The organism is Kitasatospora sp. NBC_01266 (assembly GCF_036242395.1).
Taxonomy (GTDB): Bacteria; Actinomycetota; Actinomycetes; order Streptomycetales; family Streptomycetaceae; genus Kitasatospora.
On sequence record NZ_CP108458.1, the window covers coordinates 2489448 to 2516267 of the forward strand.

26 protein-coding genes and 1 riboswitch are annotated in these 26820 nt (G+C 73.6%); of the genes, 12 read left to right on the forward strand and 14 right to left on the reverse strand.

Features of this window, described 5'->3' with window-relative positions; translation table 11 throughout:
- The 3 genes from OG403_RS10410 to rsmH are packed head-to-tail and all read right to left on the reverse strand — an operon-like array spanning position 1 to position 3758.
- Positions 1-2100, reverse strand: coding sequence for a peptidoglycan D,D-transpeptidase FtsI family protein (locus OG403_RS10410; RefSeq protein WP_329563421.1), 2100 nt, complete (start codon positions 2098-2100; stop codon positions 1-3).
- Positions 2097-2732, reverse strand: a complete 636-nt coding sequence (locus OG403_RS10415; protein ID WP_329563423.1) for a cell division protein FtsL — start codon at positions 2730-2732, stop codon at positions 2097-2099. Before OG403_RS10415 ends, OG403_RS10410 begins: the two co-directional genes overlap by 4 nt.
- A 51-nt stretch (positions 2733-2783) precedes the next feature.
- Entirely contained in the window at positions 2784-3758 is a 975-nt protein-coding gene (gene rsmH / locus OG403_RS10420) for a 16S rRNA (cytosine(1402)-N(4))-methyltransferase RsmH (RefSeq protein WP_329563425.1), read from the reverse strand.
- A 346-nt stretch (positions 3759-4104) separates the two neighbouring features.
- Here rsmH and OG403_RS10425 point away from each other — a divergent pair, with 346 nt between their 5' ends.
- From OG403_RS10425 to OG403_RS10440, 4 genes are all read left to right on the forward strand, one after another.
- Positions 4105-4647, forward strand: coding sequence for a beta-class carbonic anhydrase (locus OG403_RS10425; protein WP_329563426.1), 543 nt, complete (start codon positions 4105-4107; stop codon positions 4645-4647).
- 80 nt (positions 4648-4727) lie between these two features.
- On the forward strand, positions 4728-5849 hold the full coding sequence (locus OG403_RS10430; RefSeq protein WP_442910895.1) for an AAA family ATPase: 1122 nt from the start codon (positions 4728-4730) through the stop codon (positions 5847-5849).
- Between the two features lie 40 nt (positions 5850-5889).
- The gene (locus tag OG403_RS10435) at positions 5890-7176 is read left to right on the forward strand and encodes a DUF58 domain-containing protein (RefSeq protein ID WP_329572235.1); all 1287 of its coding nucleotides are present in this window, start codon (positions 5890-5892) and stop codon (positions 7174-7176) included.
- Entirely contained in the window at positions 7173-9572 is a 2400-nt protein-coding gene (locus tag OG403_RS10440; RefSeq protein ID WP_329563428.1) for a DUF3488 and transglutaminase-like domain-containing protein, read from the forward strand. The genes OG403_RS10435 and OG403_RS10440 overlap by 4 nt, the downstream gene beginning before the upstream one ends.
- Positions 9573-9764: 192 nt before the next feature.
- On the opposite strand, the gene OG403_RS10445 is transcribed toward OG403_RS10440, so the two are convergent.
- The 3 genes from OG403_RS10445 to OG403_RS10455 form a co-directional block, all read right to left on the reverse strand.
- Positions 9765-10157, reverse strand: a complete 393-nt coding sequence (locus OG403_RS10445; protein ID WP_329563430.1) for a DUF3040 domain-containing protein — start codon at positions 10155-10157, stop codon at positions 9765-9767.
- A 220-nt stretch (positions 10158-10377) separates the two neighbouring features.
- Positions 10378-11130, reverse strand: coding sequence for a methyltransferase domain-containing protein (locus OG403_RS10450; protein ID WP_329563431.1), 753 nt, complete (start codon positions 11128-11130; stop codon positions 10378-10380).
- An 11-nt stretch (positions 11131-11141) separates the two neighbouring features.
- Positions 11142-11666: an SAV_6107 family HEPN domain-containing protein gene (locus tag OG403_RS10455; protein ID WP_329563434.1), complete on the reverse strand. Its 525-nt coding sequence runs from the start codon at positions 11664-11666 to the stop codon at positions 11142-11144.
- A 114-nt stretch (positions 11667-11780) separates the two neighbouring features.
- Here OG403_RS10455 and OG403_RS10460 point away from each other — a divergent pair, with 114 nt between their 5' ends.
- Positions 11781-12131 (forward strand): hypothetical protein, encoded by a 351-nt coding sequence (locus tag OG403_RS10460; protein WP_442910896.1) that lies wholly within the window; start codon positions 11781-11783, stop codon positions 12129-12131.
- A gap of 25 nt (positions 12132-12156) precedes the next feature.
- A complete protein-coding gene (locus OG403_RS10465; RefSeq protein WP_329563435.1) occupies positions 12157-13557 on the forward strand; it encodes a phytoene desaturase family protein in 1401 nt (466 codons plus the stop codon).
- Between the two features lie 16 nt (positions 13558-13573).
- Here OG403_RS10465 and OG403_RS10470 read toward each other — a convergent pair whose 3' ends face one another.
- Entirely contained in the window at positions 13574-14335 is a 762-nt protein-coding gene (locus OG403_RS10470) for a hypothetical protein (protein WP_329563438.1), read from the reverse strand.
- Between the two features lie 105 nt (positions 14336-14440).
- Positions 14441-15355 (reverse strand): methylenetetrahydrofolate reductase [NAD(P)H], encoded by a 915-nt coding sequence (gene metF, locus OG403_RS10475; protein WP_329563440.1) that lies wholly within the window; start codon positions 15353-15355, stop codon positions 14441-14443.
- 199 nt (positions 15356-15554) lie between these two features.
- Here metF and OG403_RS10480 point away from each other — a divergent pair, with 199 nt between their 5' ends.
- Positions 15555-16661: a polyprenyl synthetase family protein gene (locus OG403_RS10480; protein ID WP_329563442.1), complete on the forward strand. Its 1107-nt coding sequence runs from the start codon at positions 15555-15557 to the stop codon at positions 16659-16661.
- A 21-nt stretch (positions 16662-16682) separates the two neighbouring features.
- Here the strand turns inward: OG403_RS10480 and thiE are convergent, their stop codons facing one another.
- From thiE to OG403_RS10495, 3 genes are all read right to left on the reverse strand, one after another.
- Complete coding sequence (gene thiE, locus OG403_RS10485; protein ID WP_329563444.1) at positions 16683-17339, reverse strand: thiamine phosphate synthase; 657 nt, start codon at positions 17337-17339, stop codon at positions 16683-16685.
- A complete protein-coding gene (locus OG403_RS10490; protein WP_329563446.1) occupies positions 17336-17701 on the reverse strand; it encodes an Rv2175c family DNA-binding protein in 366 nt (121 codons plus the stop codon). The genes thiE and OG403_RS10490 overlap by 4 nt, the downstream gene beginning before the upstream one ends.
- A 66-nt stretch (positions 17702-17767) precedes the next feature.
- Complete coding sequence (locus OG403_RS10495) at positions 17768-18961, reverse strand: NAD(P)/FAD-dependent oxidoreductase (protein WP_329563448.1); 1194 nt, start codon at positions 18959-18961, stop codon at positions 17768-17770.
- 81 nt (positions 18962-19042) lie between these two features.
- Positions 19043-19155: riboswitch (TPP riboswitch) on the forward strand.
- Here OG403_RS10495 and thiO point away from each other — a divergent pair.
- The 4 genes from thiO (at position 19151) to pknB (ending at position 23429) form a co-directional block, all read left to right on the forward strand.
- Positions 19151-20332, forward strand: coding sequence for a glycine oxidase ThiO (gene thiO / locus OG403_RS10500; RefSeq protein ID WP_329563450.1), 1182 nt, complete (start codon positions 19151-19153; stop codon positions 20330-20332). It overlaps the preceding riboswitch by 5 nt.
- Positions 20329-20559 (forward strand): sulfur carrier protein ThiS, encoded by a 231-nt coding sequence (gene thiS / locus OG403_RS10505; RefSeq protein WP_329563453.1) that lies wholly within the window; start codon positions 20329-20331, stop codon positions 20557-20559. Before thiO ends, thiS begins: the two co-directional genes overlap by 4 nt.
- Positions 20560-20566: 7 nt before the next feature.
- Positions 20567-21376 (forward strand): thiazole synthase, encoded by an 810-nt coding sequence (locus OG403_RS10510; protein WP_329563455.1) that lies wholly within the window; start codon positions 20567-20569, stop codon positions 21374-21376.
- Positions 21377-21455: 79 nt separating this feature from the next.
- Positions 21456-23429 (forward strand): Stk1 family PASTA domain-containing Ser/Thr kinase, encoded by a 1974-nt coding sequence (gene pknB / locus OG403_RS10515; RefSeq protein ID WP_329563457.1) that lies wholly within the window; start codon positions 21456-21458, stop codon positions 23427-23429.
- 52 nt (positions 23430-23481) lie between these two features.
- Here the strand turns inward: pknB and OG403_RS10520 are convergent, their stop codons facing one another.
- A complete protein-coding gene (locus OG403_RS10520; protein ID WP_329563459.1) occupies positions 23482-24111 on the reverse strand; it encodes a sulfite oxidase-like oxidoreductase in 630 nt (209 codons plus the stop codon).
- 200 nt (positions 24112-24311) lie between these two features.
- On the opposite strand from OG403_RS10520, the gene bfr reads away from it, so the two are divergent.
- Positions 24312-24791, forward strand: coding sequence for a bacterioferritin (gene bfr, locus OG403_RS10525; protein WP_266298834.1), 480 nt, complete (start codon positions 24312-24314; stop codon positions 24789-24791).
- 41 nt (positions 24792-24832) lie between these two features.
- On the opposite strand, the gene OG403_RS10530 is transcribed toward bfr, so the two are convergent.
- Together OG403_RS10530 and OG403_RS10535 are read right to left on the reverse strand one after the other, a co-directional pair.
- Positions 24833-25096: a (2Fe-2S)-binding protein gene (locus tag OG403_RS10530; protein WP_329563463.1), complete on the reverse strand. Its 264-nt coding sequence runs from the start codon at positions 25094-25096 to the stop codon at positions 24833-24835.
- A gap of 115 nt (positions 25097-25211) precedes the next feature.
- Complete coding sequence (locus tag OG403_RS10535; protein WP_329563464.1) at positions 25212-26546, reverse strand: class II 3-deoxy-7-phosphoheptulonate synthase; 1335 nt, start codon at positions 26544-26546, stop codon at positions 25212-25214.
- Between the last annotated feature and the right edge of the window lie 274 nt (positions 26547-26820).

Consider the following 26820-nt stretch of genomic DNA (forward strand, 5'->3'; position numbering starts at 1 on the left):
TCAGGGCTTCCAGTCGACGGGCAGGTTGGGTGCCGCGCTGCCGCTCGGCGGCACCTGGAGGGTCTTCAGGGCGAACTCCATCACCTGCTTGAAGACCGGTCCGCACAGTGGGCCGCCGAAGTGGCCGTTGATCGGGTTCTGGATCGTGCAGGAGACCGTGATCCGGGGCGCGTCGGCCGGCGCGAAGCCGATGAAGGAGGCGGTGTAGCCGTTGTACTTGCCGGTCTTCGGGTCCACCCGGTTGGCCGTGCCGGTCTTTCCGGCCACCCGGTAGCCGGGGATCTGGGCCGTGTTGCCGGTGCCCTGGTCGTCGGTGACCACCGACTCCAGCATCTGCTCCAGGGTCTTGGCGGTCGCCGGCTTGACCACCTGGGTCTGCGCGCCGGGCGCGGCGGGCACGAAGCGGCCGTCCGGCCCGGTGATGCCCGCCACCAGGCTGGGCGCCACCCGGACCCCGCCGTTGGCGATGGTCGAGTAGACCGAGGTGGCCTGCAGCGCGTTGACCGACAGGCCCTGGCCGAACGGGATGGTGTACTGCTGGGTGCCCTGCCAGGTCGCCGGATTGGCCAGGATCCCGCGGGACTCGCCGGGGAAGTCCAGACCGCTGGGCTGGCCGATGCCGAACTTCTGCAGGTAGCCGCCGAGGATCTGGTTCGACTGCTGCTGGTCCTTGCCCAGGTGCTCGGCCGCCTCGATGGTGCCGATGTTGGAGGACTTGGCGAGCACGCCGTTCAGGGTCAGGTACCAGGTGTCGTGGTCGACGTCGTCGTGGAAGACCTGGCCGGCCCGGGTCAGCGTGCCGGGCACCGTCACGTGGGTGTCCCACTGAGCGCTGCCGGTGTCCAGCACGGCGGCCATGGTCATCAGCTTGGCGGTGCTGCCCGGCTCGTAGACGTCCTGCACCGCCGGGTTGCCGAGCTCGTCGGCGGTGGCGGTGCTCAGGTCGTTGGGGTTGAAGCCGGGCGAGGTGGCCATCGCCAGGATCTGACCGGTCCTCACGTCCTGGACGATCACGTACCCCTGCTCCGCGCCGGCCGCGGTCACCTGGTCGGTGATGGCCCGTTGGGCGGCCCACTGGATGTCCGGATTGATCGTCAGCCGCACGTCGCTACCGGGCACCGGGTCCTTCTCGGTGGTGCCGCCGCCGGTGGGGATCGGCTGGCCGCCGGAGACCGCGGAGGTGCGGTGGCCGTCCTGGCCCGCCAGCAGCTTCTGGTACTGCTGCTCCAGGCCGCCGGACCCCACGCCCTCGGCGTTCACGAAGCCGACCAGGTTGGCCGCGAGGCCGCCCGCCGGGTAGACCCGGTTGGTGGTCTCCTGCGAGAAGATGCCCTCCAGCGGGTTGGCGCAGCTCTCGTCGATGGTGGCCCGGCCGCCCTGGTCGAGGGGCTTGGCGGTGAGCGCCTTCTGGGCCCGGCAGGTCTTGGTGTCGACCTTCTTGGCCAGCGCGGTGCGCAGGTCCATGATCTGGTTGCGGGCCTGCGGGGTCTGCCGGGGGGCCAGGGTGATGCCCCTGGTCTTCGGGGTGCGCAGCTTGGCGGCCACCTTGTCCTTGGGCAGGTTCAGGATCGGGGCCAGCAGGTCGGCGGCCTGCTCGGGGCCGTCGGCGATGTGCAGCGCGTCCTGGGTGAACATGGTCGGGTCGGCGGTGATGTCGTAGGCGTCCACCGTGGTGGCCAGGGCCACGCCGTTGGCGGACGTTATCGAGCCGCGGGTGGCGGGCAGCACCACGTCGACGTAGCGGTAGGTGCTGGCGTCGGCGGAGAGCGTGCCGGCGTCCAGCAGCTGGATCTGCACCAGCCGGGCGGCGAAGAGCGAGAAGACCACGGCCAGCGAGATCAGCACCACGCGCAGCCGGCGCTTGGGATCGGCCAGCTTCAGGCGGCGCGGCTGCGGGCGGCGGGCGGGTCCCGGGCGCTTGGCGGCGGGGCGCGGGCCCTTCGGCCGGTCGGCGGCCGGGCGCCCGGTGGCGCCCGCCGGGCGGCGGGGCTGCGGCCGGGGGGCCGGCTTGCGGGTGCCCTCACCGGACCCGCGCGGCTGCGGAGCGGCGGGTCGCGCGCGGCGCTCGCCAGGGTTCTGGGGGCGGCGTGGGGTGCTCATCGTGCGCTCCCGCTCGGGCTGCTGCTCTGGTTGGGACTCGGGCTGGTGCGCTGGCCGGCGCTCGGCGACGGACCGACCGGGTCGACCCGCAGCGCCCCCTCGGCGGTGGCCGGGTCGGCGGGCGGCTGGGTGGCGTTCGGGCTCGGGGCGGCCGAGGGCGACGGGGCGGCGGTGGCGCTCGGCGGGCCGGCGTTCGGCCACAGGTCGGCGCCCGAGCGCTTGACCGGCGGGCTGTCCTTGGCGGCGGCCGGGCTGCCCAGCACCTTGCCGTCGGGCAGCAGGAAGGCCGGGTCACCGCCCGCCACCATGCCGAGCTGGCGGGCCTGCTGCTCCAGCACGTCGGGCGCCGCGTCGTGGTCGATCTGCTGCTGCAGGCTCTGCTGCTGGTCGGTCAGCGTGGTGGTCTGCTTCTGCAGCTTCGTCAGCTCGAAGGAGCCCTCGTTCAGCGCGGTGTTCAGCATCAGCAGCCCGAGCAGGCCGAGTGCCAGCAGCAGCACCATCAGCACCACGAACGGCGTCCGGCCGCGCCCGCCGCGTGGCGGGCGCCCGGGGCGCACGGTGATCCGGGCCCGCCCCAGTTGCCCCGGCAGCAGCCTGCCCTGCTGGATGCCCTTGCCGGCCGCCTGCACCATGCCTCCCGGTCCACCCTCGCGCTCTCGCCGTCAGATCCCCCCGTACGGCCGCTAGCCCCGGGTTCCCGTACTGCGGATCCTCTCCGCCACCCGCAGCCGGACGGGAGCGGCGCGCCGGTTCTCCTCGATCTCCGCCTCGGTGGCGAGTTCGGCACCGCGGGTGATCAGCTTGAGCCAGGGCTGGTGCTCCTCGGGGATGATCGGCAGTCCGGGCGGCGCGGTGTTGCTGGCGCCGGCCGCGAAGTACTGCTTCACCAGGCGGTCCTCGAGCGACTGGTAGGACATCACCGCGATCCGTCCACCCATCGCGAGCACCTCCAGCGCGTTCGGGATGGCCCGGTCGAGCACCTCGAGCTCGCCGTTGACCTCGATCCGCAGCGCCTGGAAGGTCCGCTTGGCCGGGTTGCCGCCGGTGCGCCGGGTCGCGGCCGGGATCGCGTTGCGTACCAACTCCACCAGACGCGCGCTGGTGCTGAACGGTTCCTTCTCGCGCTCCCGGACGATGACCGAGGCGATCTTGCCGGCGAACCGCTCCTCGCCGTAGACCTTGAGGATCCGGGCCAGCTGGCCGTGGGTGTAGGTGTTGAGCACCTCGGCTGCGCTCAGCCCGCGGGTCTGGTCCATCCGCATGTCCAGCGGGGCGTCCTGGGCGTAGGCGAAGCCGCGCTCGGCCTCGTCCAGCTGCATCGAGGAGACCCCGAGGTCGAAGAGCAGCCCCTGCACCTGCTCGATGCCGAGGTCGGCCAGCACCTCGGGGATCTCGTCGTACACCGCGTGCACCAGGGTGGCCCGCTCGCCGAAGGGCGCCAGCCGCTCGCCGGAGAGCCGCAGCGCTTCCGGATCCCGGTCCACCGCGACCAGCCTGACCTCGGGGAACTGGGTGAGCAGTGCCTCGCTGTGACCGCCGAGACCGAGCGTGGCATCCACCACCACGGCGCCGGGAGCGCTGATCGCCGGGGCCAGGGCGTCCATACAGCGTTGCAGCATGACCGGGACGTGCTTGGGTTCCGGGGTGCCAGTGGCCATGCGCGCGGGCGCCTTTCGATAGCGGGGAAGCCGCCCGCCGGGCCTTCTCAGGGCGCCGGGGAGCTGCGGTTTCGACCCATTCTGGCCCACGGCACCGGCGGGCCCGGACGCCGCCCGGGGTCCCCACCCGCTCACGGGGGGAAGGGGTGCCGCCCGGCGCCGGGGAAGGTGCGTCAGGTGGCACGGGAGCGGGGGGAGGCCGCAGGCTGCGTACGGAGCGTCAGACTACCGGCCCGCGCCGCGCCGTCGGCGCGCGCCACGCGCGCCCTATGCACTCCATCACACCGGCCTGGGTTATTCGTCACATGCGAGCCAGACTCGACTGATTCCTACTAACGTCGTACCTATGACAGTGACCCCCGACAGGTCGTCCCCCAGCGACCCCACCGCCTCGGCCACTGAGACGATCATCGATCGCTTCGTCGGCTCCAACCGTGTCTATGCCGAGACCTTCAAGGACGGCGGCATGGACGCCCGCCCGGTCCAGAAGGTCACCGTGGTGGCCTGTATGGACGCGCGGCTGGACCTCTTCGCCGCGCTCGGCCTCGAGTTGGGTGACGCGCACGTGATCCGCAACGCCGGCGGCGTGGTCACCGACGACACCATCCGCTCGCTGACCATCAGCCAGCGCGCGCTCGGCACTCGGTCGATCGCGCTGATCCACCACACCGGCTGCGGCCTGCTCGGCCTCACCGAGGACTTCCGCCACGAGCTGGAACTGGAGGTCGGCCAGCGCCCGCAGTGGGCGGTGGAGTCCTTCCACGACCTGGACGGCGACGTGCGCCAGTCGATGCAGCGGGTGCGCACCTCACCGTTCCTGCTGCACACGGATGACGTGCGCGGCTTCGTCTTCGACGTGCACACCGGCCTGCTCCGCGAGATTCACTGACTCCGCCACTCGCCCCGCAACCGGACACCCGACCCGCGCGTCGCTCCTTCGGGTGACTTCTGGTCATCCCACAAGGAAGAATGCGGCTGCGGCCGGTCCCGGACAGGTGGACCGGCACAAGCGGGGCGAGGAGCGAACGGGTGACGACCTACAACGAGCGGACCGGCCTGGACCGGCACGGGGCCGACCCGCACCCGGCACGGCCCGTCGCGGTGCCCCCGGTGGGTCTGCCCGAGCTGAGCGCGGTCATCGAGCGGGTCCGCGCCTCGGTGGAGAGCGTGATCGAGGGCAAGCCGGAAGCGGTCCGGCTGGCACTGACCGTGATGCTGGCCGAGGGCCACCTGCTGCTGGAGGACGTCCCCGGGGTCGGCAAGACCATGCTCGCCAAGGCGCTGGCCCGGTCGGTGGACTGCACGGTGCGCCGCATCCAGTTCACCCCTGACCTGCTGCCCTCCGACGTGACCGGCACCAACGTCTTCGACCAGCAGCGGATGGACTTCGAGTTCCGGCCCGGCGCGATCTTCGCGCAGATCGTGGTCGGCGACGAGATCAACCGCGCCTCGCCCAAGACCCAGTCGGCCCTGCTGGAGTCGATGGCGGAGCGTCAGGTCACCATCGACGGCACCACCTACGAGCTGCCCTCCCCGTTCATGGTGATCGCCACCCAGAACCCGGTGGAGATGGAGGGCACCTACCCGCTGCCCGAGGCCCAGCGCGACCGCTTCATGGCCCGCGTCTCGATCGGCTACCCGAGCCCGGAGGCCGAGTTCGCGATGCTGGACGTGCACGGCGGCGCCTCGCCGCTGGACGACCTGCGGCCGGTCGCGCACGCGCACGACATCCTCAAGCTGATCGACGTGGTCCGCCGCGTGCACGTGGCCGACAGCGTCCGCCGCTACGCGGTCGACCTGGTCGGCGCCACCCGCGCCTCCACCGAGCTGCGCCTGGGCGCCTCCCCCCGGGCCACCCTGCACCTGGTCCGCGCCGCGCGCGCCGCCGCCGCGCTGGCCGGACGCGAGTACGTGCTGCCCGACGACCTCCAGGCGCTGGCCGTGCCGGTGCTGGCGCACCGGCTGCTGCCCACCGCGGAGGCCCAGCTGAGCCGCCGCAGCGCCGAGCAGATCGTCGCCGAGCTGGTCCGCCGGGTGCCGATCCCCAGCCCGCAGGGCCCGCACCACGCGGGCTCCGTGCGGAGGGGCTGAGGTGGCGGCACCGGACGACCCGTCCGGCTTCCGGGCCGGGATGCGCGGTCTGACCACCCGCGGACGGGCCTTCCTCGCCGGTGGCCTCACCGCGCTGGTCTGCTCGTACCTGCTGGGCCAGAGCGCCCTGCTGCGGGTCGGTGTGCTGCTGGTCGCGCTGCCGCTGGCGGCCGCGCTGCTGCTGGTGCGCACCCGCTACCGGGTGGCCAGCGGACGCCGGCTCAGCCCGCACCGGGCCTCGGCCGGCCAGGAGGCCCGGGTCCACCTGCGGGTGGACAACGTCTCCCGGGTGCCCACCGGCCTGCTGATGCTCGAGGACAAGGTGCCCTACGTGCTCGGCCCGCGCCCGCGGTTCGTGCTGGACCGGGTCGAGCCGCGCGGTTTCCGCGAGGTCTCCTACCGGGTCCGCTCTGACCTGCGCGGCCGCTACCCGCTGGGCCCGCTGCAGCTGCGGCTGACCGACCCGTTCGGGATGTGCGAGCTGAGCCGCTCGTTCAACGCCTCGGACACCCTCACCGTGGTCCCGCAGGTGCAGGCGCTGCCGGCCGTGCGGATCTCCGGCGAGTGGGCCGGTTACGGCGAGAGCCTGTCCCGCGCGGTGGCACTGGCCGGTGACGACGACACCGTGCCGCGCGAGTACCGGCACGGCGACGACCTGCGCCGGGTGCACTGGAAGTCCACCGCCAAGTACGGCGAGCTGATGGTCCGTCGCGAGGAGCAGCCGCTGCGCGCCCGGGCCACCGTGCTGCTCGACACCCGCGAGATCGGGCACCGGGGCAGCGGGCCGGCCTCCTCCTTCGAGTGGGCGGTGGGCTGCGCGGCCTCGGTCACCAGCCACCTGCTGGAGCGCGGCTACCAGACCCGGCTGCTGACCGACGACGGCCTGCAGGTCCCGGAGACCAGCGTGTCCGGGACCGGCTCGGTCAGCGAGTCGATCGGCCTGCTGCTGGACTCCCTCGCGGTGGTCGACCACTCCACCGGCAGCGGGCTGGCCCGCGCCGAGGAGGTGCTGCGGATGAGCGGCGAGGGTCTGCTGGTGGCGATCCTCGGCGAGCTGGACGACGAGCAGGTGGCGGGCCTGAGCCGGTTGCGCCGCCGGGCCGCGGTGGCCATCGCCTTCGTGCTGGACACCGGGACCTGGGCCGGGCTGCGCCAGGTCTTCCCCGACTCCGGGGCCGAGGAGCTGGATCGGCCGATCCGACTGCTGCGTGAGGCCGGCTGGACGGTGCTGTCGGCCCGGGCCGGTGACACGGTGCCCGAGCTGTGGCGGCTGGTGGACCGGCCGACCGACGCCGCCGCCCGGGCCCGGAAGGGGGCGAGCGCATGACCACCCGCGCGAGACTGACCGTGTACAGCGCGCTGGCCACCGCGCTGGCCATGCTGGGCCTGACCCCGCTGCTGCGGCCGGCCGGCTGGATCATCCCGGCCGGCGGGCTGATCCTGGTGGCCGCACTGGTCGGCGCCGGGCTGCGCCGGCTGACGGTGGCCCGGCCGCTGATCGTGCTGGCCCAGCTGTTCGCCGTGCTCTACCTGGCCCTGTTCGGCGCGATCCACCAGAGCTTCGTGGTCGGGGTACTGCCCGGCTCGGGCAGCGTGCAGGCGTTCACCAGCCTGCTCCAGTCGGCCGGCAATGACATCGGCCAGTACGCGATCCCGGCCCCGGCCACCCCGGGCCTGCGGTTCCTGCTGATCCTGGCGGTGGCCGTGGTGGCGGTCGCGGTGGACGCGCTGGCGGTGAGCTACCGCCAGGCGGCGCCGGCCGGGCTGCCGCTGCTGGCGCTGTACTCGGTGGGCACCGGCCTGGCCGGCTCCGACGACGGCGCGACCTGGCTCTGGTTCCTGGCGACCGGCGCCGGCTACCTGATGCTGCTCTTCGCCGAGGGGCGCGACCGGCTCTCCCGCTGGGGCCGGGTCTTCCGCGGCGCCGGCGCCGCGGAGAGCAGCGGCGGGCTGCCCACCGGGGGCCATCAGATCGGCGTGGTGGCACTGGTCTGCGCGCTGCTGCTGCCGGTGCTGGCGCCGAACTGGGACCTCAGTTTGGTCAACGGCGGCTTCGGTGACAGCGGCTCGGGCTCGGGCGGCAATATCAGCGCGCTCAGCCCGGTGGTCTCGCTGGCCGACGCGCTGCGCCGCCCGAGCAACCAGCAGCTGATCCGCTACCACGGCACCGACCCCGCGCTGGCCACCGCCTACCTGCGGATCACCGCGCTGGACGAGTTCAACGGCCAGGAGTGGAAGCCGGGCACCCAGAAGGACGAGGCGGTGCCCAACCCGCTGCCGCGCCCCGAGGGGCTGGCCGGGGACGTGGCCAGCCGGACCTTCGACACCCAGATCTCCGTCTCGCCGGACCTGAGCACCAGCTGGCTGCCCGCCCCGTACCCGATCAACCAGGTTCGGCCGCCGGGTGACTGGCGCTACGAGCCGGCGGTCGGCTCGCTGATCGGCGACCACGGCCAGCAGGCCACCGGGCTGAACTACACGGTGAGCTCGCTGAGCATCGACCCGACCGCCGACCAGCTGCGAGCGGCCCCGCCCGCGCCCAAGTCGATCACCGACAGCTACCTGGGACTGCCGGCCAACCTGCCCAGCCAGGTGAAGGACATCGCGCTGCAGGTGACCAGCGGCAAGGACACCGCCTACGACAAGGCGGTGGCGCTGCAGGACTGGTTCAGCACCACCGGCGGCTTCACCTACAGCACCTCGGTGCCCTCGGACACCGGACCGGCCGCGATCCTCAAGTTCCTGCAGGACAAGAAGGGGTTCTGCGTGCACTTCGCCTCCAGCATGGCGGCGATGGCCCGCACGCTGGGGATCCCGGCCCGGGTGGCGGTCGGCTTCGCCCCCGGCCAGGACCTGGGCAACGGTGACTACGTGGTGACCAGCAACGACTACCACGCCTGGCCCGAGCTGTACTTCTCGGGCGCCGGCTGGCTGCGCTTCGAGCCGACGCCCAGCCGGGGCGTGGCGCCCGACTACACCGGGGCGCAGGCCGCACCGAGCTCGAGTGCCGGCCCCGACCAGCCCTCGGCCACCGCCGGCGACCCCGGCGCCACGCCCTCCGCGGACGCCTGCCCGGCGGCGGCGCGCAAGCAGGGTGCCTGCGAGCAGCCCGACCAGGGCCAGCACTCGGCGGCACCCGCACCGCTGGCGGCGACGCCGACCGGCAGTGGGCTCCCGCCGCAGTTGCTCGGGCTGATCGCGGCGGGCGCGGTGGTGCTGCTCCTGCTGCTGTGGCCGATGGTCTGGCGGGCCCGGCTGCGTCGGGCCCGGCTGGGCGGCGGTCGCCGGCGGCCGGGTGGGCCCGGTGGCGGCCTGACCGAGGCGCAGGTGCTGGCGGCCTGGCAGGAGCTGGTCGACTCCGCCTGGGACCTCGGCATCCCGCCGGACGAGGCGTACAGCCCCCGGCACACCGGGGAGCGGATCAGCGAGGCGGGCGGCCTGGACGACTCCGCCCGGGCCGCGGTGGGCCGGGTGGCGCTGGCCACCGAGCGGGTGCTGTACGCCCGCGAGGCCGAGCCGCCGGCTCCGCTCGGGCCGGACGTGCGGGAGGTGCGGGCGGGCCTGCTGGCCTCGGCCGCCCGCCGGCGGCGGCTGCGGGCGCTGCTGCTGCCGCCCTCGACGGCGCGGGTCGGCTGGCAGCTGGCGGACCGGCTGCTGGCGCTGCGCCTGCGCGGCCGGGCAGCCGCGACCCGGGCCGCTGCGCGACTGGGGCGGCGGGGCTAGCCGGGAGTCGGGGGTCGGGGGTCGGGGGTCGGGGCGGCCGGATTCGCCGCCCCGGCCCCGGCACCGGGCCGGTACCGACGAAGTGGGCGGGTGATCCTCTCGGATCACCCGCCCACTTCGTCGGTACCGCGTCTTTCGGGTCACTGCGTTCGTGCGGTTGACTCACCTTTGACAGCGCTGCGGATCGGCCCGTTACAAGCCGTCGTGCTCGTCCCGACGGCGCTGCCAGCGCTGTTCCATCCGATCCATCACGCTCGCCTTGCGACGGGCCGGCGGAGCCGTCCGCAGGCCCGTCCCCGGGCCGGCCACCGGGTGCTTGCGCCAGCCGGCGACGGCCACCAGCGCGCACCCGAGCATCACCAGGAACCCGATCACGCTCAGCCAGATCAGCTGCGGCGAGACGATCAGGCCTCCCATCAGCAGAGCCACGCCCACCACGAATCCCGCCGCAGCCAGGTACACCCGCCGACGGGTGTGGGTGCGCAGCCCGGTTCCCTCAAGCGCCGTCGCGAACTTGGGATCTTCGGCGTACAGCGCTCGCTCCATCTGATCGAGCAGTCGCTGCTCGTGCTCCGAGAGCGGCACGGAGTCCTCCTACTCGTCGGTCGCAGGGCGACCGGTCCGCCACCTGGCTTTGTTGTGGTCCATATGCCCCATGCGTCTGGCCGTCATGCGTTCTGGCTTTACCCAGATCATACGGTCCATCGACGGGTTCCGGGGCGGGCGATGACCGGTCGTGTCCGCCACATTCGCCGCACCCCGCACGGGTGCAACGAGTGCGGCGACCGCCGAGTGCCCGACCTGGTCAGCCGAGTGTGGCGAGCAGGTGCAGCTGGGTGGCGACGGCGTGGAAGGCGGGCTGCTGGGCGGCGGCCTCCTCCAGCTTGAGCAGCGCCTCCATGGCACCGGGCTCGGTGTCCACCAGGACCCCGGGCACCAGGTCGGCGAAGACCCGCACGCCGTGCACCGACTCGACCAGCAGCCCGGCGTCGGCGGCCAGCCGGTGCAGCTCGTCGGCGGTGAAGCGGCGCGGCATCGGGTCGCCGGTGCCCCAGCGACCGTCCGGGGCGTCCAGCACGGTGCGGGCCTCGTCGAAGTGGCCGGCCAGCGCGCGGGCCAGCACGGCGCCGTTGCGGTTGGCGGCCAGCAGGCTGACCAGGCCGCCCTTGTGCAGGGTGGCGGTCAGGTGGCCGAACGCCTCGGTGGGGTCGTCCACCACCTCCAGGACGCCGTGGCAGAGCACCGCGTCCACCGAGGCGGGGGCGATCAGCTCGGGCAGCGTCTGGGTGTCGCCCTGCACCGCGCGGACCAGGTCGGTCACCCCGGCCTCGGCCGCCCGCCGCTCCAGGGCGAAGAGCGCGTCGGGGCTGGGGTCGACCACGGTGACCCGGTGCCCGAGCCGGGCCACCGGCACGGCGAAGTTGCCCGTGCCGCCACCGGTGTCCAGCACGTCCAGCACGGGCTGGTCCAGCTCGGTGGCCCGGCGCTCCAGCGCCGTGCGGACCACCTCCCAGACCACAGCGGTACGCAGGGCGCTGCGAGGGCGGGTCGGGTACAAGGGTCGTCTCCTCAGGAGGCAGGCGGGCCGGACTTCTCCACCCTATTGCCTCCCAACTGCAGCACCCGCTCGACCAGGCGAACGAAGAGCGCGGTGTTGCGAACCAGGTCGTCGGCGTCCCGGGCCGAGGCGGAGCCGGGCACGCCGGCCTCGGCCGCCGCGCGCTTGGCCGCGCCGGCCGCGAAGTAGACCGCCCACTCGGCGAGTTCCGGGGCCACCTCGGGCAGCACCTCCCAGGCGCTGCGGATCGCCTTGCGGCGGCGCGGGTTCTTCTCCGGGCGGCCGCGCACCGCGAGCACGGCGGCGGTGGTGCGCAGCGCGGCCAGGTGCGCGGTGGCGTACCGCTCCAGCGGGTCGTCGGTGGCGGCGGCGGCGAGCAGCGTGCGGTGCGCCTGGGCCAGCAGATCCCGGGCGGCGGGCGGGGCGCCGGCCTTGAGCAGCACCGGGTGGACGTCGACGGAGCGCAGCGGGATCTCTGCCTCGGCCGGCGGCCGGGAGCTGTCCCCATGGCGGTTCGGGAGGTCGGTGACGGTCATGGTCTTTACTCCCCCGGTCCGGAGCGGGTGCGCGGACCGGTCGGCCCGTGCACCGCCATGCTCGCGCCCGGCACTGACAATCCCGGCCGCGCTCAGCCCGCCAGGCCCGCCAGGGTGCTCTCCAGCCAGGCGAGTTCGGCCCGGGAGTTCCTGGCCGGCGGCTGGCGCGAGGTGCGCGAGCTGGTGGGCCCGCACTGGTGGTCCACCATGCGGCTGGCGGGCCGCACCGCGCTGTACCGCAGCGCCGTCGAGCTGGCGCGGGGCACCACGCCGACCATGCGCGAGCTGCTGCTGGGCCTGGAGATCCCGCGCGCCTACCTCTGCCCGGCCGCCGACGGCACCGACGGCCTGCCGGGCCCCGGCGTGGAGCTGGTGGCGATCCCGGACGCCGGGCACAACCTGATGCTGGACAACCCGCAGGCTTCGCCCAGGCACCGGCACGCACACTCGACCCGGGGGCGCTGACCACGGCGGATTAGGATCACGGCCTATGGCACGGATCGTCATCATCGGAGCGGGCATCAGCGGACTGGCGGCCGCCGCGCGGCTGGCCACCATCGGACACCGGGTGACGGTCTGCGAGGCCGCCCCGACCTACGGCGGGATGCTCGGGCAGCGCCGACGCGACGGGTTCGCCTTCGACACCGGGCCGACCCTGCTGACGCTGCCCGCGGTCTACCGCGACCTCGCGCTGAAGACCGGCCGGGAGCCGCTGGAGCAGTTGGTGCCGCTGGCCCCGGTGGACCCGGAGAGCCGGCACCTGTTCGCCGACGGCACCACGCTGGCCCTGCCCAACGCCTCCCGCGGCGGTGTCGCCCAGGCGCTGGACGCCGCGCTCGGGGCCGGGGCGGGCGAGCGCTGGGGCACCGTACTGAACCGCGGCCGGGCCGTCTGGGAGGCCACCCGGCGCCCGCTGCTCGAGGAGCCGCTGCCCGCCGACCCCGCCGCGCTGGCCGTCGACCCCTACCCCGCGCCGCCGCGCCGCGGCCTGGCCCGGCTGCTGCCGGGCGGCGGCGCGCCGAGCCTGGACCAGGTCGCCGCCCGCGAGCTGGGCGGCCATCCGGCGCTCACCGCGCTGCTCACCGAGTACGCGCTGCGCTTCGGCTTCGACCCGCGCACCGCGCCCGCCGGGGCCACGGTGATCCCGTACATGGAGCAGACCTTCGGCGTCTGGTACGTCCAGGGCGGCCTGCGGGCGCTCGCCGACGCCTGCTACCGCCGGTGCGAGCAGCGCGGGGTGGAGTTCAGGTTCGGCGAGCGGGTCGAGCAGGACCCGCCGGTCGAGGCCGACCTGGTGCTCCGCCCGGCACCGGGCGAGGCGAGCGCCCCGGGCCGGTTCACCGTGCTGCTCGCGCTGCGCGGCGCCCGCCCGCCCGGCACCCCGCACCGCACCGTGCTGCACGCCGCCGACCGGGGGGACGAACTGGAGGCCCTGTTCGGTGCCACGCCTCGACTCTGTGACCGACCGACCGTGCAGGTACTGCGCCCTGACGACCCCGCACTGCGCCCCGACGAGCAGCACGAGGCGGTCAGCCTGACCGTCACGGTGCCCTCCCAGGCCCGGCTGGACTGGACCGAGCCCGGCCGCGCCGAGCGCTTCGCCGACCAGCTGCTCGCAGGGCTCGGGGCGGCCGGGTTCGACCTGGCCGACCGGGTGCTCTGGCGGGAGCTGCGCACCCCGGCGGACACCGAGCGGGAGACCTCGGCCCCGGGCGGCGCCGTGCCGCGCCCGTCCCTCGCGGGGGCCGGCGGCGCCTTCCTGCAGCCGGCCAACACCGTTGCCGGGCAAGGCGGTCAGTACCTGGTCGGCGGCGCCGCGCACCCCGGCGGCGGGCTCGCCAGGGCCGGGATGTCGGCCTGCGTGGTGGCGGGGCTGATCGGGCCCGCGTGAGGGCCGCGGCAGCCGGCTACTGCCAGCCCTCGTGCTGCGGCTGCTGCTGGTAGTACTCGTACGTCGGCGGCTGTTGCTGCTGCGGAATGCCGTACTCGGGCTGGTACTGGGCCGGGTCGTAGGCCGGCTGCTGCCACTGCTGCTGCTCGTAGCCGGCGTACTCCTGCTGCTGCGGCTGCTGCGGCTGGTAGTACCCGTAGTCCACCGGCACCTGCTGCTGGTAGCCGTAGTTCGGGTCGAACTGCTGCTGCTCGACGTACTGGTACGCCATCGCCTGCTGCTGCTGTGGCTGCTGCTGCTGCTCGTAGACCGAGTCGTAGACCCCGTACTCCCCCGCCGCCAGCACCTGCGCGGCATCCTCCTCGACCGGCTCGGGCAGCACCTGCTGCTCCGGCTCCTCGATCGGGCCGACCTCGCCGACCTTCTCCTCGGCGGCCGTGACCGCCACCGCCGCCACACCACCGGTGACCGCGCCGAGCAGCGGGACCTTGGCGAGCGGCCCCGGCAGCGAGCCGTCGGCGCCGCGCAGCGACCAGCCGGCCGAGTAGCCGCGCTTGACCGAGAGGGTGACCATGGCCTGCCCGAGCGCGAAGGCCAGCGCCCCGGCGGCGATCACCGGTACCGAGTGGACCGCCATCCCGGCCGCCACCAGCAGGAATCCGCCGAGCGCGACCCCGCGCCAGTGCAGCGGGGCCCGGTTCTGCAGCAGCAGCTCGGCCAGCAGCCAGAGCGCGACCACGGCGAGCGCCGCGTACAAGGCCAGCATCCCGATGCCCATCTGCGTCCTCCACCACAGCCCGGCGCGCGGCGCGCGTGTCCGGCGACTGTACCTGTTCGACCGTCGGTGCCCCACATCTCGTACGGGTCCGTTACCGACGCGGGTTCAGCCCCGGTGCAGGCCGAGGTTCTGGTAGATCTGCAGCGTGGCGGTGGAACCGTTGAGCGTGATGAAGTGCAGACCCGGCGCGCCCTCCGCGAGCAGCCGCTCGGACATCGTGGTGGCGTGCTCCATGCCCACCTCGCGCAGCGCCTTCGGGTCGTCCACCACCGCGCGCAGCCGGGCCTCCAGCTCGGGCGGGAACGGCGCGCCGCTCAGCTGCGGGAAGCGCTCCAGCTGCTTGGCGTTGGTCACCGGCATGATCTCCGGGATGATCGGCACCACGCAGCCGGCCGCCTCCACCCGGTCGCGCAGCCGCAGGTAGTCCTCCACCTCGAAGAACATCTGGGTGATCGCGTAGTCGGCGCCGGACCGGATCTTGTGGACGAAGTGCCGGATGTCGTCGTCCCAGTTGGTCGACCTCGGGTGCATGTTCGGGGAGGCCGCGACGCCCACGCAGAAGTCGCCGATCGACTTGATCAGCTCGACCAGCTGATGGGCGTAGGTGACGCCCTGCGGGTGGCGCACCCACTCGCCGCTCGGGTCGCCGGGCGGGTCGCCGCGCACCGCCAGCACGTTGCGCACCCCCTGGTCGGCGTACTGCCCGATGATGTTGCGCAGCTCCGCCACCGAGTGGTCGACCGCGGTCAGGTGGGCGACCGGGGTCAGGGTGGTCTCGGCGGCGATCCGGCCGACCAGGTTGACGGTGCGGCCACGGGTGGAGCCGCCGGCGCCGTAGGTCATGCAGACGAAGTTGGGGTTGAGCGGCTCCAGCCGGCGGATCGCGGCCCAGAGCTTGTGCTCGGCCGCCTCGCTGCGCGGGGGCATGAACTCGAAGGAGTACGAACGCTTCCCGGCCGCCAGGAGTTCGCGGACCGTGAGCGCGCGGTCGGTTCTGGTGGAGGGAACGCCGAGTGCCATGGTCGCAGCGTATCGGGCAAGCCTGTGGCACGGACAAACTTCGCCCAACCACTGAGACGATCCGTCCGCCTGCTGGGGCGGAGGTGACGCAGCGCCGTCCGGCAGGCGACCCAGCGCCTCTCGAGGCGGGTCCACCGTCGCACTGCCGTGCGGCCACCCGGTTACTCTGACCCTGATCCCGATCACCCCGGAGTGCGCCGTGACCCCGTCCAGCCCCACCCCCGTGCAAGCGCTCGACCAGGCGGCCGCCCGCACCCGGGTCGACGCCGCGCTCGCCGCCTTCATGACCGAGCAGCACGCGCTGCTGAGCTCGATCTCCCCGGACCTGGTGGCGGCGGCCGACGCGCTGCGCGACTTCCTGCTCGACGGCGGCAAGCGGCTGCGCCCGGCCTTCTGCTACTGGGGCTGGCGCGGCGCGGGCGGCGCGGACGACAGCCCCGGGATCTTCCGGGCGGCAGCCGCCCTCGAGCTGCTGCAGGCCAGCGCCCTGGTGCACGACGACCTGATGGACCGCAGCGACACCCGGCGCGGTCTGCCCTCGATGCACCGCCGCTTCGAGGCGCTGCACCGCGAGAGCGGCTGGCGCGGAGACCGCGAGCAGTACGGAGCGGCGGCCGCGCTGCTGCTCGGCGACCTGCTGCTGATCTGGTGCGACGAGCTGTTCGTGCGCTGCGGCCTGGACGCGGCGGCGGTGCTGGCCGCCAAGTCGGCCTTCGACCTGATGCGTACCGAGGTGATGGCCGGGCAGTACCTGGACGTGCTGGAGCCGGTGGCCGGCGACTCGACCGACGAGCTGGCGCTGACCCGGGCGCAGACGGTGCTGCACTACAAGTCGGCGAAGTACACCATCGAGCGCCCGCTGCAGGTCGGCGCGCGGCTGGCCGGCGCGAGCGAGGAACTGGTTGCGGCCTACGGCGAGTTCGGGCTGCCGCTCGGCGAGGCCTTCCAGCTGCGCGACGACCTGCTCGGGGTCTTCGGCGACCCGGCCGTCACCGGCAAGCCGGCCGGCGACGACCTGCGCGAGGGCAAGCGGACCCTGCTGGTCGCCCTCGCGCTGCGCGCGCTGCCGCGGGAGCGGGCGGCGCGGCTGGACGCGCGGCTCGGCGCCGCGGACCTGGCGCCCGCGGAGATCGCCGAGCTGAGCGCCCTGGTGGCCGAGAGCGGTGCGCCCGAGCAGGTGGAGCAGCGGATCGAGCAGCTGATGGCCCGCTCGCTGGCCGCCCTGGCGGCGGCACCGCTGAAGGACGAAGCGGCCCGGGAGACGCTGCTCGCGCTCGCCCGGGCCGCCACCGTGCGTCGCTACTGACGCCTCGTCACCGGCGGACGGTCAGCCCGCGGCCCGCACCCGGCGGGCCAGCTCGGCCGCCGCGGCGCCCGGGTCCTCGGCGGCCGTGATCGCCCGGACCACCACCACCCGGCGCGCACCGGCCGCCAGCACCTGGTCCAGGTTGCCGAGGTCGATCCCGCCGATCGCGAACCACGGCCGGTCGGTGGCCTGCTTCGCCGCGTACTCCACCAGGCCCAGGCCCGGTGCCGGCCGGCCCGGCTTGGTCGGGGTCGGCCAGACCGGCCCGGTGCAGAAGTAGTCCACCCCCGGCTCGGCGATCGCGCCCGCCACCTCGGACTCGGCGTGGCAGGAGCGCCCGATCAGCACGTCGGCACCGAGGATCGCCCGAGCGGCCGGCACCGGCAGGTCGTCCTGGCCCAGGTGCAGCACCTGCGGGCGGGCGGCGTGCGCCACGTCCGCCCGGTCGTTCACCGCGAAGAGCTTGCCGTGCCGCTCGGCCGCCGCGGCGAACAGCTCCAGGTACTCCAGCTCCTGCTTGGCCTCCAGGCCCTTGTCGCGCAGCTGGACGATGTCCACGCCGCCGGCCAGCACCGCGTCCAGGAACTGCTCCAGGTCGCCCTGCTCGCGCCGGGCGTCGGTGCACAGGTAGAGCCGGGCGTCGGCGAGCTTCGCCCGCGCCCCGGTGCCCGCCGTCACAGCGACATCGCCTGGGCGCGCCGCTTCACCTCGGTGCCCCGGTTCTCGCACAGCGCCTGGATCGGGCTGCCCGGCAGCGAGGGGTCCTCGGTGAAGAGCCACTCCAGGATCTCCGCGTCCGTGAACCTCCCGTCCCGCAGCACGGTCAGCGTCCCGGCCAGGTGCTTGACCAGGCCGTGGTCGTCGATGAAGGCCGCCGGGACCTGCAACGAGCGGTTGGGGCCGCGGCGCACCGCGATCAGCTTGTGGTCCTTGACCATCTGGCGGACCTCGGTGACCAGCACCCCCCAGCGCTCCGAGATGTCGGGCAGGTACACCCAGTCCTGGACCAGGGATTCGATCTTGGCTTCGGTCTCACTCACGTCACTCACGGCACCAGCCTGCCACCTCGCGCGGCCACCGCGCACCAACCGCCCGTCCGGCGGGCGTCAGCGCAGGGCCGACTTGAGCGGCACGGCCGGGTCGGCGGCCAGCGCGGGATCCAGTGCCCGGCCCTGGTCGATCAGCCGCCGGGCCTGTGCCAGGTCGCGCGGCCGGTCCACGGCCAGCACCGCCACCGGGAGGTCCTCGCGCAGCCAGAGCACGCTCCACTGCGGGTCGCCGGGCGAGCCCCGCCGGAGCAGCCGGTCGCCCGCGCCGTGCCGGCCCGCGTACTGCACCATCCGCCCGAACTGCTCGGACCAGAAGTACGGCACCGGGTCGTACGGGGCCTCGGCCCCCAGCAGCGCGGCGGCCACCGCCCGGCCCGAGTTCAGCGCGTGGTCCCAGTGCTGCACGGTGACCTGCCCGCCGTAGCGGGCGGACGGGTAGCCGGCGCAGTCGCCGGCCGCCCAGACCCCGGGCAGCGAGGTCCGCAACCGCGCGTCGGTGCGGATCGCCCCGGTGGCGTCCAGCTCGATGCCGCTGCCGGCCAGCCAGCCGGTGTCCGGGCGGGCGCCGATCCCGACCACCACCTCGTCGGCCGGCACCGACTCGCCGCCGACCAGGTGCACCGCGCCCGGCTCGATCCGGTCCACCCGGGCGCCGAGCCGCAGCTCGACCCCGGCCTCGGCGTACCAGGCGCGCATCGGCTCGGTCAGCTCGGCGGGCAGCGCGCCCGGCAGCGGCGCGTCGGCCGCCTCCAGCACGGTGACCCGGCAGCCGAGCAGCCGGGCGGCGGTGGCGGTCTCGGCGCCGATCCAGCCGGCGCCGACCAGGACCAGGTGGGCGTCCGGGCGCAGGACCGCACGCAGTGCGAGGGAGTCGTCGATGGTCCGCAGCACCCGGGCCGCGTCGTCCCCGGGCAGCCGGACCGGGGCGGCGCCGGTGGCGATCACCAGGCGGTCGTACGGCAGCTCGCCGGCCTCGGTGTGCAGGGTGCCCGGGGTCAGCCCGGTGGCCCGGCGACCGGTCAGCAGCCGAACGTCGAGCTCGTCCCAGTCCAGCTCGAAGGCGGTCCGGTCGGCCTTGCCGAGCAGCACGTTCTTGGAGAGCGGCGGCCGGTCGTAGGGCCGGTGCGGCTCCTCGCCGACCAGGCTCAGCGGCCCCCGCCAGCCCCCCTCCCGCAGGGCCACCGCACACTGCGCGCCGGCCAGGCCCGCGCCGACCACGACCACCCGATCCGTGCTCTTCAGCTCTGCCACCCGGACACCATAGACCGACCGGGTCAGTGCCCACCGGGCGGTCGGCGCCTTCAGTCCCCCCGTCACCCGGCGTTATGGTGGGGGCATCCTCACGGGAGCCCGGTGCACCGGGCTGAGAGGCGGGCTGCGGCGGCCCGCGACCGTCCGAACCTGATCCGGGTCATTCCGGCGAAGGGAGAACCGGTCCTCTTGTCACGCGTCAATGACGTGCCACGCGGCACGGACGGCACCTCGTTCGAGGTGCTGGTGATCGGCGGCGGCATCATCGGTCTGGCGGTCGCCTGGCGCACCGCGCAGCGCGGGCTGCGGGTGGCGCTGGTCGACCCGGTGCCCGGCGGCGGCGCGGTGCAGGTGGCGGCGGGCATGCTGGCCCCGGTCACCGAGCTGCAGTACGGCGAGGAGCCGCTGCTGCGACTGGGCATGGCTTCCAACGAGCGGTACGCGGCGTTCGCCGCCGAGCTGTCGGAGCTGACCGGGCTGGCCACCGGCTACCGCGCCACCGGCACCCTCGCGGTCGCGCTGGACGCCGACGACAAGGCCGAACTGAGCGAGCTGCACACCTTCCACCAGCGCCTCGGCCTGGAGTCCAGCTGGCTGACCGGCCGCGAGGCGCGCCGCCTGGAGCCGATGCTGGCCCCGGGGGTGCGCGGCGGCCTGCTGGTCAGCGGTGACCACCAGGTGGACGGGCGGCGGCTGGCCGCCGCCCTGGTGCGCGCCGGCGAGCTGGGCGGGGTGCTGACCCACCGGGCCGAGGCCGTGGAGCTGCTGGTCGAGGGCGACCGCGCCCGCGGCGTGCGGCTGAGCACCGGCGAGCGGCTGTTCGCCGACCAGGTCGTGCTGGCCGCCGGTCCGCACAGCCACCGGCTGCCCGGCCTGCCGCCCGGCGTGCTGCCCGCGATCCGCCCGGTCAAGGGCCAGATCCTGCGGCTGCGGATCCCGTCGGCCTACGCCCCGTTCCTCTCCCGCAACGTGCGGGCGGTGGTCCGCGGCGGGCACCTCTACCTGGTGCCCCGCGCGGACGGCGAACTGGTGGTCGGCGCGACCACCGAGGAGCAGGGCTACGACACCACGGTCACCGCCGGCGGCGTCTACGAACTGCTGCGCGACGCCCACGAGCTGATCCCCGGGATCACCGAACTGCCGCTGGTGGAGACCAGTGCCGGCCTGCGCCCCGGCTCCCCCGACAACGCCCCGCTGCTGGGCCCCACCGCGCTGCCCGGCCTGGTGGCCGCCACCGGCCACTACCGCAACGGCGTGCTGCTCACGCCGGTCACCGGCGACCTGCTCGCCGAGTACCTCGGCACCGGCGAGCTTCCCGCACTCGCCACCCCGTTCTCCCCCGACCGCTTCGCCGCCAGGAGCCAGCCATGAGCCCGATCCTCCCGACCGTTCCCACCGTCCCGCTGACCGTCAACGGCCAACCGCGCGAGGTCGCGGGCGACACCACCCTCGCCGACCTGGTCGCCGAGCTCTCCAAGGCGCCCTCGGGCGTGGCGGCGGCGGTCAACGAGACGGTGGTGCCGCGCGGCGCGTGGACCGGTACCCGGCTCGCGCCCGGTGACCGGGTGGAGATCCTCACCGCTGTGCAGGGAGGCTGACGCCGCGATGGCTGACGACCTGCTGACGATCGCCGACACCACCTTCACCTCCCGGCTGATCATGGGCACCGGCGGCGCCCCGAGCCTGGAGATCCTGGAGCAGGCGCTGCGGATCTCGGGCACCGAGCTGACCACGGTGGCGATGCGCCGGGTCAAGGCGGACACCCAGGGCTCGGTGCTCGACGTGCTGGTCCGCAACGGCATCCGGATCCTGCCCAACACGGCCGGCTGCTTCACCGCCGGCGAGGCCGTGCTGACCGCCCGGCTGGCCCGCGAGGCGCTCGGCACCAGCTGGGTGAAGCTGGAGGTGATCGCCGACGAGCGGACCCTGCTGCCGGACCCGATCGAGCTGCTGGACGCCGCCGAGACCCTGGTGGACGACGGCTTCACGGTGCTCCCCTACACCAACGACGACCCGGTGCTGGCCCGCAAGCTGGAGGACGTGGGCTGCGCGGCGATCATGCCGCTGGGCTCACCGATCGGCTCCGGGCTCGGCATCCGCAATCCGCACAACTTCCAGCTGATCGTGGAGGCCGCAGGCGTCCCGGTGATCCTGGACGCCGGCGCGGGCACCGCCTCGGACGTGGCGCTGGCCATGGAACTGGGCTGCTCCGCGGTGATGTTGGCCTCCGCGGTGACCCGGGCCCAGGACCCGGTGCTGATGGCGGACGCGATGCGCCGGGCCGCCGAGGCCGGGCGGCTGGCCTACCGGGCGGGCCGGATCCCGCGCCGCTTCCACGCCGAGGCCTCCTCGACGATGGCCGGGCGGGCCGAGCTGGACCCGCACCTCGACCACCGTGAGCGGCCCGCCTTCTGACGGGTCGTCGCCCGTACTGATGGCGAACCATGACAACCAGGTCACCCAACCGTGTTCTACCCGCCCCTAGACTCCTCTGGTGGACACGACCTTGAACGATCCTCCCCCGGGCTCCGCCTGGGGGGACCCCCACCTCGGGACGCTGCTCGACGGGCGCTACCGGGTTGAGGAGCGCATCGCGGTGGGCGGCATGGCCACCGTCTACCGCGGCACCGACACCCGGCTGGACCGGGTGCTGGCGCTCAAGGTCATGCACCCGTCGCTGGCCGGCGACAGCGGCTTCTCCGACCGGTTCATCCGGGAGGCCAAGGCCGTCGCCCGGCTCTCGCACCCCAACGTGGTCAACGTCTTCGACCAGGGCGCGGACGGCAGCGCGGTCTTCCTGGCGATGGAGTACGTGCCCGGCTGGACCCTGCGCGACCTGCTGCGCGACCGCGGCGCGCTCTCTGCGCGGGCCGCCCTGGACGTGCTGGAGCCGGTGCTGGCCGCCCTGGGCGCCGCGCACCGGGCCGGCCTGGTGCACCGGGACGTCAAGCCGGAGAACGTGCTGATCACCGACGGCGGCCTGGTCAAGGTGGCCGACTTCGGCCTGGTCCGGCTGCTCTCCGGCGCGGACACCGCCATCACCGACGCCACCACGCCCGGTGTGATCATGGGCACGGTCTCCTACCTGGCCCCCGAGCAGATCCAGCCCTCCGCCGCCACCGACCAGCGGGTCGACGTCTACGCGGCCGGCATCATGCTCTACGAGCTGCTGACCGGCAGCAAGCCCTACTCCGGGGACAACCCGATGCAGGTGATCTACCGTCACCTGCACGAGGACGTCCCGCCGCCCTCGCTCGCCGTGCCGGGGCTGGCACCCGAGTTGGACGCGATCGTCGCCGCCGCCACCGCCCGTGATCCGCAGCACCGTCCGTGGGACGCGGTCGAGCTGCTGGCCGCACTGCAGCGGGTACGGCGCGTGCTGACGCCGGCTCAGCTGGACGCCGAACCGCCCGCCTCCAGCCGGCAGGCCCCGCAGTTCTCACCGGCCGAAGCGACCTCGGTGCTCGCCGCCCCGGCGGTGGAGCGGACCAGCGTCTTCACCGGCCCGCCACCCGAGCTGATCACCCGGCCCCGCCCCTACCACGAGCCGCCCAGGCCGCCGCGGACACCGCGCCGCCAGCGCAACCCGCGCTCCCGGCGCGGGCTGATCTGGGGCTCGGTGCTGGCCGTGGTCGCGCTGCTGGTCGCCGGGATCAGCTACCTGCTCTCCGGCGCCGTCTACGCGACGGTGCCCAGCGTGCTCGGCCAGAGCCAGGCGCAGGCCGTCAGCATCCTGGACGGCGCGGGCCTGCGCGGCAGCTTCAGCCAGGCGTTCAGCGAGACGGTGCCGCCGGGCCAGGTGATCAGCAGCGATCCCGGAGTGGGCCGGCGGGCCCGCAAGAGCGACCCGGTCAAGGTCACCGTCTCCAAGGGGCCACAGCGGATCGCCGTCCCCGATGTCACCGGCAAGCCGCTCGACCAGGCGCAACAGCAGCTCACCGCCGCCCAGTTGACCCCCGGTACCACCACCCAGCAGTACAGCCCGAGCGTGCCGCAGGGCTCGGTGATCTCCACCGACCCGGCCGCCGGGCAGCAGCTGCCGGTGAACGCGCCGATCGCGCTGGTGGTCAGCAAGGGCGCGGCCCCGGTGGCCGTGCCGGACACCACCGGACTGGCGGTGTCCGACGCGCAGAGCAAGCTGAGCGGGGCCGGCTTCAAGGTGGCGCTGGCCACCGACCAGACCTACTCCGACACGGTGCCGGCCGGCTCGGTGGCCGCGCAGGACGTCACCGGTACCGCCACCCCCGGCAGCACGGTGACCCTGACCCTCTCCAAGGGCCCGCAGCCGGCGCCGGTGCCCTCGGTGACCGGGATGAGCCAGTCGGACGCGACCGACGCGCTGACCGCCGCCGGGTTCAAGGTGAAGAGCAGCGGGCTGAACTTCTTCGGGCTGAGCAGCGTCTCCGGGCAGACCCCGGCGCCGGGCACCATGCTGCCCAAGGGGTCCACGGTGACCATCAACTTCTGACCGGACGGCCGGGCGGCTGAGCAGCAGAGCGGCTGAGGGGCTGAGCGGGGGCTCAGCGCAGCGGGCCGTCGCCCGGCTCCTCCTGGTAGGAGTAGCGCTGCTCGGCCCACGGGTCGGCGCGGTTGTGGTAGCCGCGCTCCTCCCAGAAGCCGCGCCGGTCGGCCCGCATGTACTCCACCGCGCGCACCCACTTGGGGCCCTTCCAGGCGTAGAGCCCGGGAACGATCAGCCGGACCGGGAAGCCGTGCTCGACGGTCAGCGGTTCGCCGTCGTGGTGGGTGGCGAAGACCGTGCGCGGGTCGGCGAACTCGGCCAGCGGCAGGTTGGCGCTGTAGCCGTACTCCGCCCAGACCATCACATGAGTGACGCCGGGGGCCGGGGGTGCCAGGTCGAGGACGGTGGCGGCGGCCACTCCGCTCCACTCACTGTCGAGCATCGAGAACCGGGTCACGCAGTGGAAGTCGGCGCGCACCGTGGCCCGGGGCAGTTGATGGAAGCCCGCGTGGTCCCAGCTGTGCTTCTCGGCCGAAGCGGTTGCTCCGAACACCTGGAAGTCCCAGGTCAGCGGCTTGAAGCGGGGCACCGGGCCGTAGTGCAGGACCGGCCAGCCGCGCTGCAGGCGCTGCCCCGGTGGGAGCCTCGGGTCAGACTGCCGCGGTGGTTCTTGTTCGGACTGACCCATGGCTCCATGGTGACAGACGGCGGGCGGCTCGAGCCGCGCGCCCCTCAGTACGGTCGCACTCCCCCACCAACCAGGACAATCAGCCGGAAAACGGCTAATCCGACACATTGGGGAGTGAGTGTGAACTTACTGGAAATACCTCCCATAGCGGTGCCACGATGCGTCCAGCCGTTTCCCGAGCGAGGCAGGAAGGCACCGCCATGAAAGGCGACCCCGAGGTCATCGAGTTCCTCAACGAGCAGCTCACCGCCGAGCTGACCGCGATCAACCAGTACTTCCTGCACGCGAAGATGCAGGAGAACTTCGGCTGGACGAAGCTCGCCAAGTACACCCGGCACGAGTCGTTCGACGAGATGAAGCACGCCGAGATCCTGACCGACCGGATCCTCTTCCTCGACGGCCTGCCCAACTACCAGCGGCTCTTCCACGTCCGGATCGGCCAGACGGTCAAGGAGATGTTCGAGGCCGACCGGCAGGTCGAGGTCGAGGCGATCGACCGGCTGCGGCGGGGCATCGTGGTGATGCGGGCCAAGAACGACGTCACCTCGGCCAACATCTTCGAGGCCATCCTGGCCGACGAGGAGCACCACATCGACTATCTGGACACCCAGCTCGAACTGGTGGAGAAGCTCGGCGAGGCGCTCTACATCGCCCAGCTGATCGAGCAGCCGGAGAGCTAGCCGGCCGCGCGTGCCACCGCGGGTCCGGGCTCAGCGCGCGTTCAGGCGGTGCGGAGCAGCTCGATCGGCTGGTTGGCCGGCAGTTCGGCCTCGGGGTCGGCCAGCCCCAGCTTGGCGGCCAGCCGGGCCGTCGGGCACGGGCGACCGCCGTGCTCGCCGAGCAGCGCCTGGATCCGCCGCACGCAGGAGCCGCAGTCGGTGCCGGCCTTGCAGCCCTGGGCTATCTGCCGCGGGGAGTTGGCACCGCTGTCGATCGCCCGCTTCACCTGGTCCTCGGTGACCGCATGGCACATGCACACGTACATCGCGGTCTCTCCCGGGTCTCGGTGCCTCTGAGCTAAGCCTTACCTTACCCGGCCTCCCCGGCGCAGAAAAAGGCCCTGCCCCCCGAGGGGAGCAGGGCCTTCGTCACACGGGGACTCAGTGGCCCCGGTACATCTCCGCGACCAGGAACGCCAGGTCCAGCGACTGGCTGCGGTTGAGCCGCGGGTCGCAGGCCGTCTCGTAGCGCTGGTGCAGGTCGTCGACCAGCACCTCGTCGCCGCCGCCGACGCACTCGGTGACGTCGTCGCCGGTCAACTCCACGTGGATGCCGCCCGGGTGGGTGCCCAGCGCGCGGTGCACCTCGAAGAAGCCCTTGACCTCGTCCAGCACGTCGTCGAAGCGGCGGGTCTTGTGCCCGGTCCCGGCCTCGAAGGTGTTGCCGTGCATCGGGTCGCAGATCCAGACCGGCTGGGCGCCGGAGGCCGTGACCTTCTCCACCAGGGCGGGCAGCTGGTCGCGGATCTTGCCCGCGCCCATCCGGGTGATGAAGGTGAGCCGGCCCGGCTCGCGCTCGGGGTCGAGCCGCTCGATCAGGGTGAGTGCCTCGTCCACCGTGGTGGTCGGGCCGAGCTTGACGCCGATCGGGTTGCGGATCTGCGCGGCGAACTCGATGTGCGCGCCGTCCAGCTGCCGGGTCCGCTCGCCGATCCAGACCATGTGGCCGGAGACGTCGTAGAGGTCACCGGTGCGCGAGTCGACCCGGGTGAGCGCGGTCTCGTAGTCGAGCACCAGCGCCTCGTGCGAGGAGTAGAACTCGACGGTCTTGAACTCCTCCGGCGCGACCCCGCAGGCCTGCATGAAGCTCAGCGCGTTGTCGATCTCCTTGGCCAGCCGCTCGTAGCGCTGGCCGGCCGGCGAGTTGCGCACGAAGTCCTGGTTCCAGGCGTGCACCTGGCGCAGGTCCGCGTAACCACCGGTGGTGAAGGCGCGCACCAGGTTGAGCGTGGCGGCGGAGGCGTTGTACATCCGCTTCAGGCGCTCGGGGTCGGGGCGGCGGGACTCGGGGGTGAACTCGAAGCCGTTCACCGAGTCACCGCGGTAGACCGGCAGGGTGACCCCGTCGCGGGTCTCGGTCGGCTTGGAGCGCGGCTTGGAGTACTGCCCGGCGATCCGGCCCACCTTGACCACCGGAACCGAGGCGGCGTACGTGAGCACGGCCGCCATCTGCAGCAGCGTCTTGAGCTTGTTGCGGATCTGCTCCGCCGACACGCCGTCGAAGGCCTCGGCGCAGTCCCCGCCCTGCAGCAGGAAGGCCTCACCACGCGCGACGGCGCCGAGCCGGGCGCGCAGCTGGTCGCACTCGCCGGCGAAGACGAGCGGCGGATACGAGGCGAGGTCCGCCAGAGCGGTGCGCAGCGCCTCACGGTCCGGCCAGTCAGGCTGCTGCGCCGCGGGCAAGGATTGCCAGGAGTGGTGATTTGTCACGGTCACGGTGTCCAGGCTACGGGGTGTGACAACCGATTTGTGACGGCCTTCCGATGGGTGAGACACCGGGCGGACATTTCCCCGCCGCGCGTTCACTCCGGTGGGCGATCGGCTACTGTCGCTTCCATGCACGCGCCGCGCACCTTTTCCTGGTGGTGGGCCAACCCTCGGGTCGGCCCCCCGCTCGCGCGTCCCTGACGACTCGACGGCCGCCCCATCCGGGCGGCCGTCGTCGTATCCAGCAGACGGCCTTCCCGGCAGAGCGGCCCCACTCGCACCC

Bases quoted from the DNA above. Each gene is read 5' to 3' on its own strand.
- OG403_RS10410 (WP_329563421.1), bottom strand. From the start codon at position 2,100: ATGAGCACCCCACGCCGCCCCCAGAACCCTGGCGAGCGCCGCGCGCGA.
- OG403_RS10415 (WP_329563423.1), bottom strand. From the start codon at position 2,732: ATGGTGCAGGCGGCCGGCAAGGGCATCCAGCAGGGCAGGCTGCTGCCG.
- rsmH (WP_329563425.1), bottom strand. From the start codon at position 3,758: ATGGCCACTGGCACCCCGGAACCCAAGCACGTCCCGGTCATGCTGCAA.
- OG403_RS10425 (WP_329563426.1), top strand. From the start codon at position 4,105: ATGACAGTGACCCCCGACAGGTCGTCCCCCAGCGACCCCACCGCCTCG.
- OG403_RS10430 (WP_442910895.1), top strand. From the start codon at position 4,728: ATGCGGCTGCGGCCGGTCCCGGACAGGTGGACCGGCACAAGCGGGGCG.
- OG403_RS10435 (WP_329572235.1), top strand. From the start codon at position 5,890: ATGCGCGGTCTGACCACCCGCGGACGGGCCTTCCTCGCCGGTGGCCTC.
- OG403_RS10440 (WP_329563428.1), top strand. From the start codon at position 7,173: ATGACCACCCGCGCGAGACTGACCGTGTACAGCGCGCTGGCCACCGCG.
- OG403_RS10455 (WP_329563434.1), bottom strand. From the start codon at position 11,666: ATGACCGTCACCGACCTCCCGAACCGCCATGGGGACAGCTCCCGGCCG.
- OG403_RS10465 (WP_329563435.1), top strand. From the start codon at position 12,157: ATGGCACGGATCGTCATCATCGGAGCGGGCATCAGCGGACTGGCGGCC.
- OG403_RS10470 (WP_329563438.1), bottom strand. From the start codon at position 14,335: ATGGGCATCGGGATGCTGGCCTTGTACGCGGCGCTCGCCGTGGTCGCG.
- metF (WP_329563440.1), bottom strand. From the start codon at position 15,355: ATGGCACTCGGCGTTCCCTCCACCAGAACCGACCGCGCGCTCACGGTC.
- thiS (WP_329563453.1), top strand. From the start codon at position 20,329: ATGAGCCCGATCCTCCCGACCGTTCCCACCGTCCCGCTGACCGTCAAC.
- OG403_RS10510 (WP_329563455.1), top strand. From the start codon at position 20,567: ATGGCTGACGACCTGCTGACGATCGCCGACACCACCTTCACCTCCCGG.
- OG403_RS10520 (WP_329563459.1), bottom strand. From the start codon at position 24,111: ATGGGTCAGTCCGAACAAGAACCACCGCGGCAGTCTGACCCGAGGCTC.
- bfr (WP_266298834.1), top strand. From the start codon at position 24,312: ATGAAAGGCGACCCCGAGGTCATCGAGTTCCTCAACGAGCAGCTCACC.
- OG403_RS10530 (WP_329563463.1), bottom strand. From the start codon at position 25,096: ATGTACGTGTGCATGTGCCATGCGGTCACCGAGGACCAGGTGAAGCGG.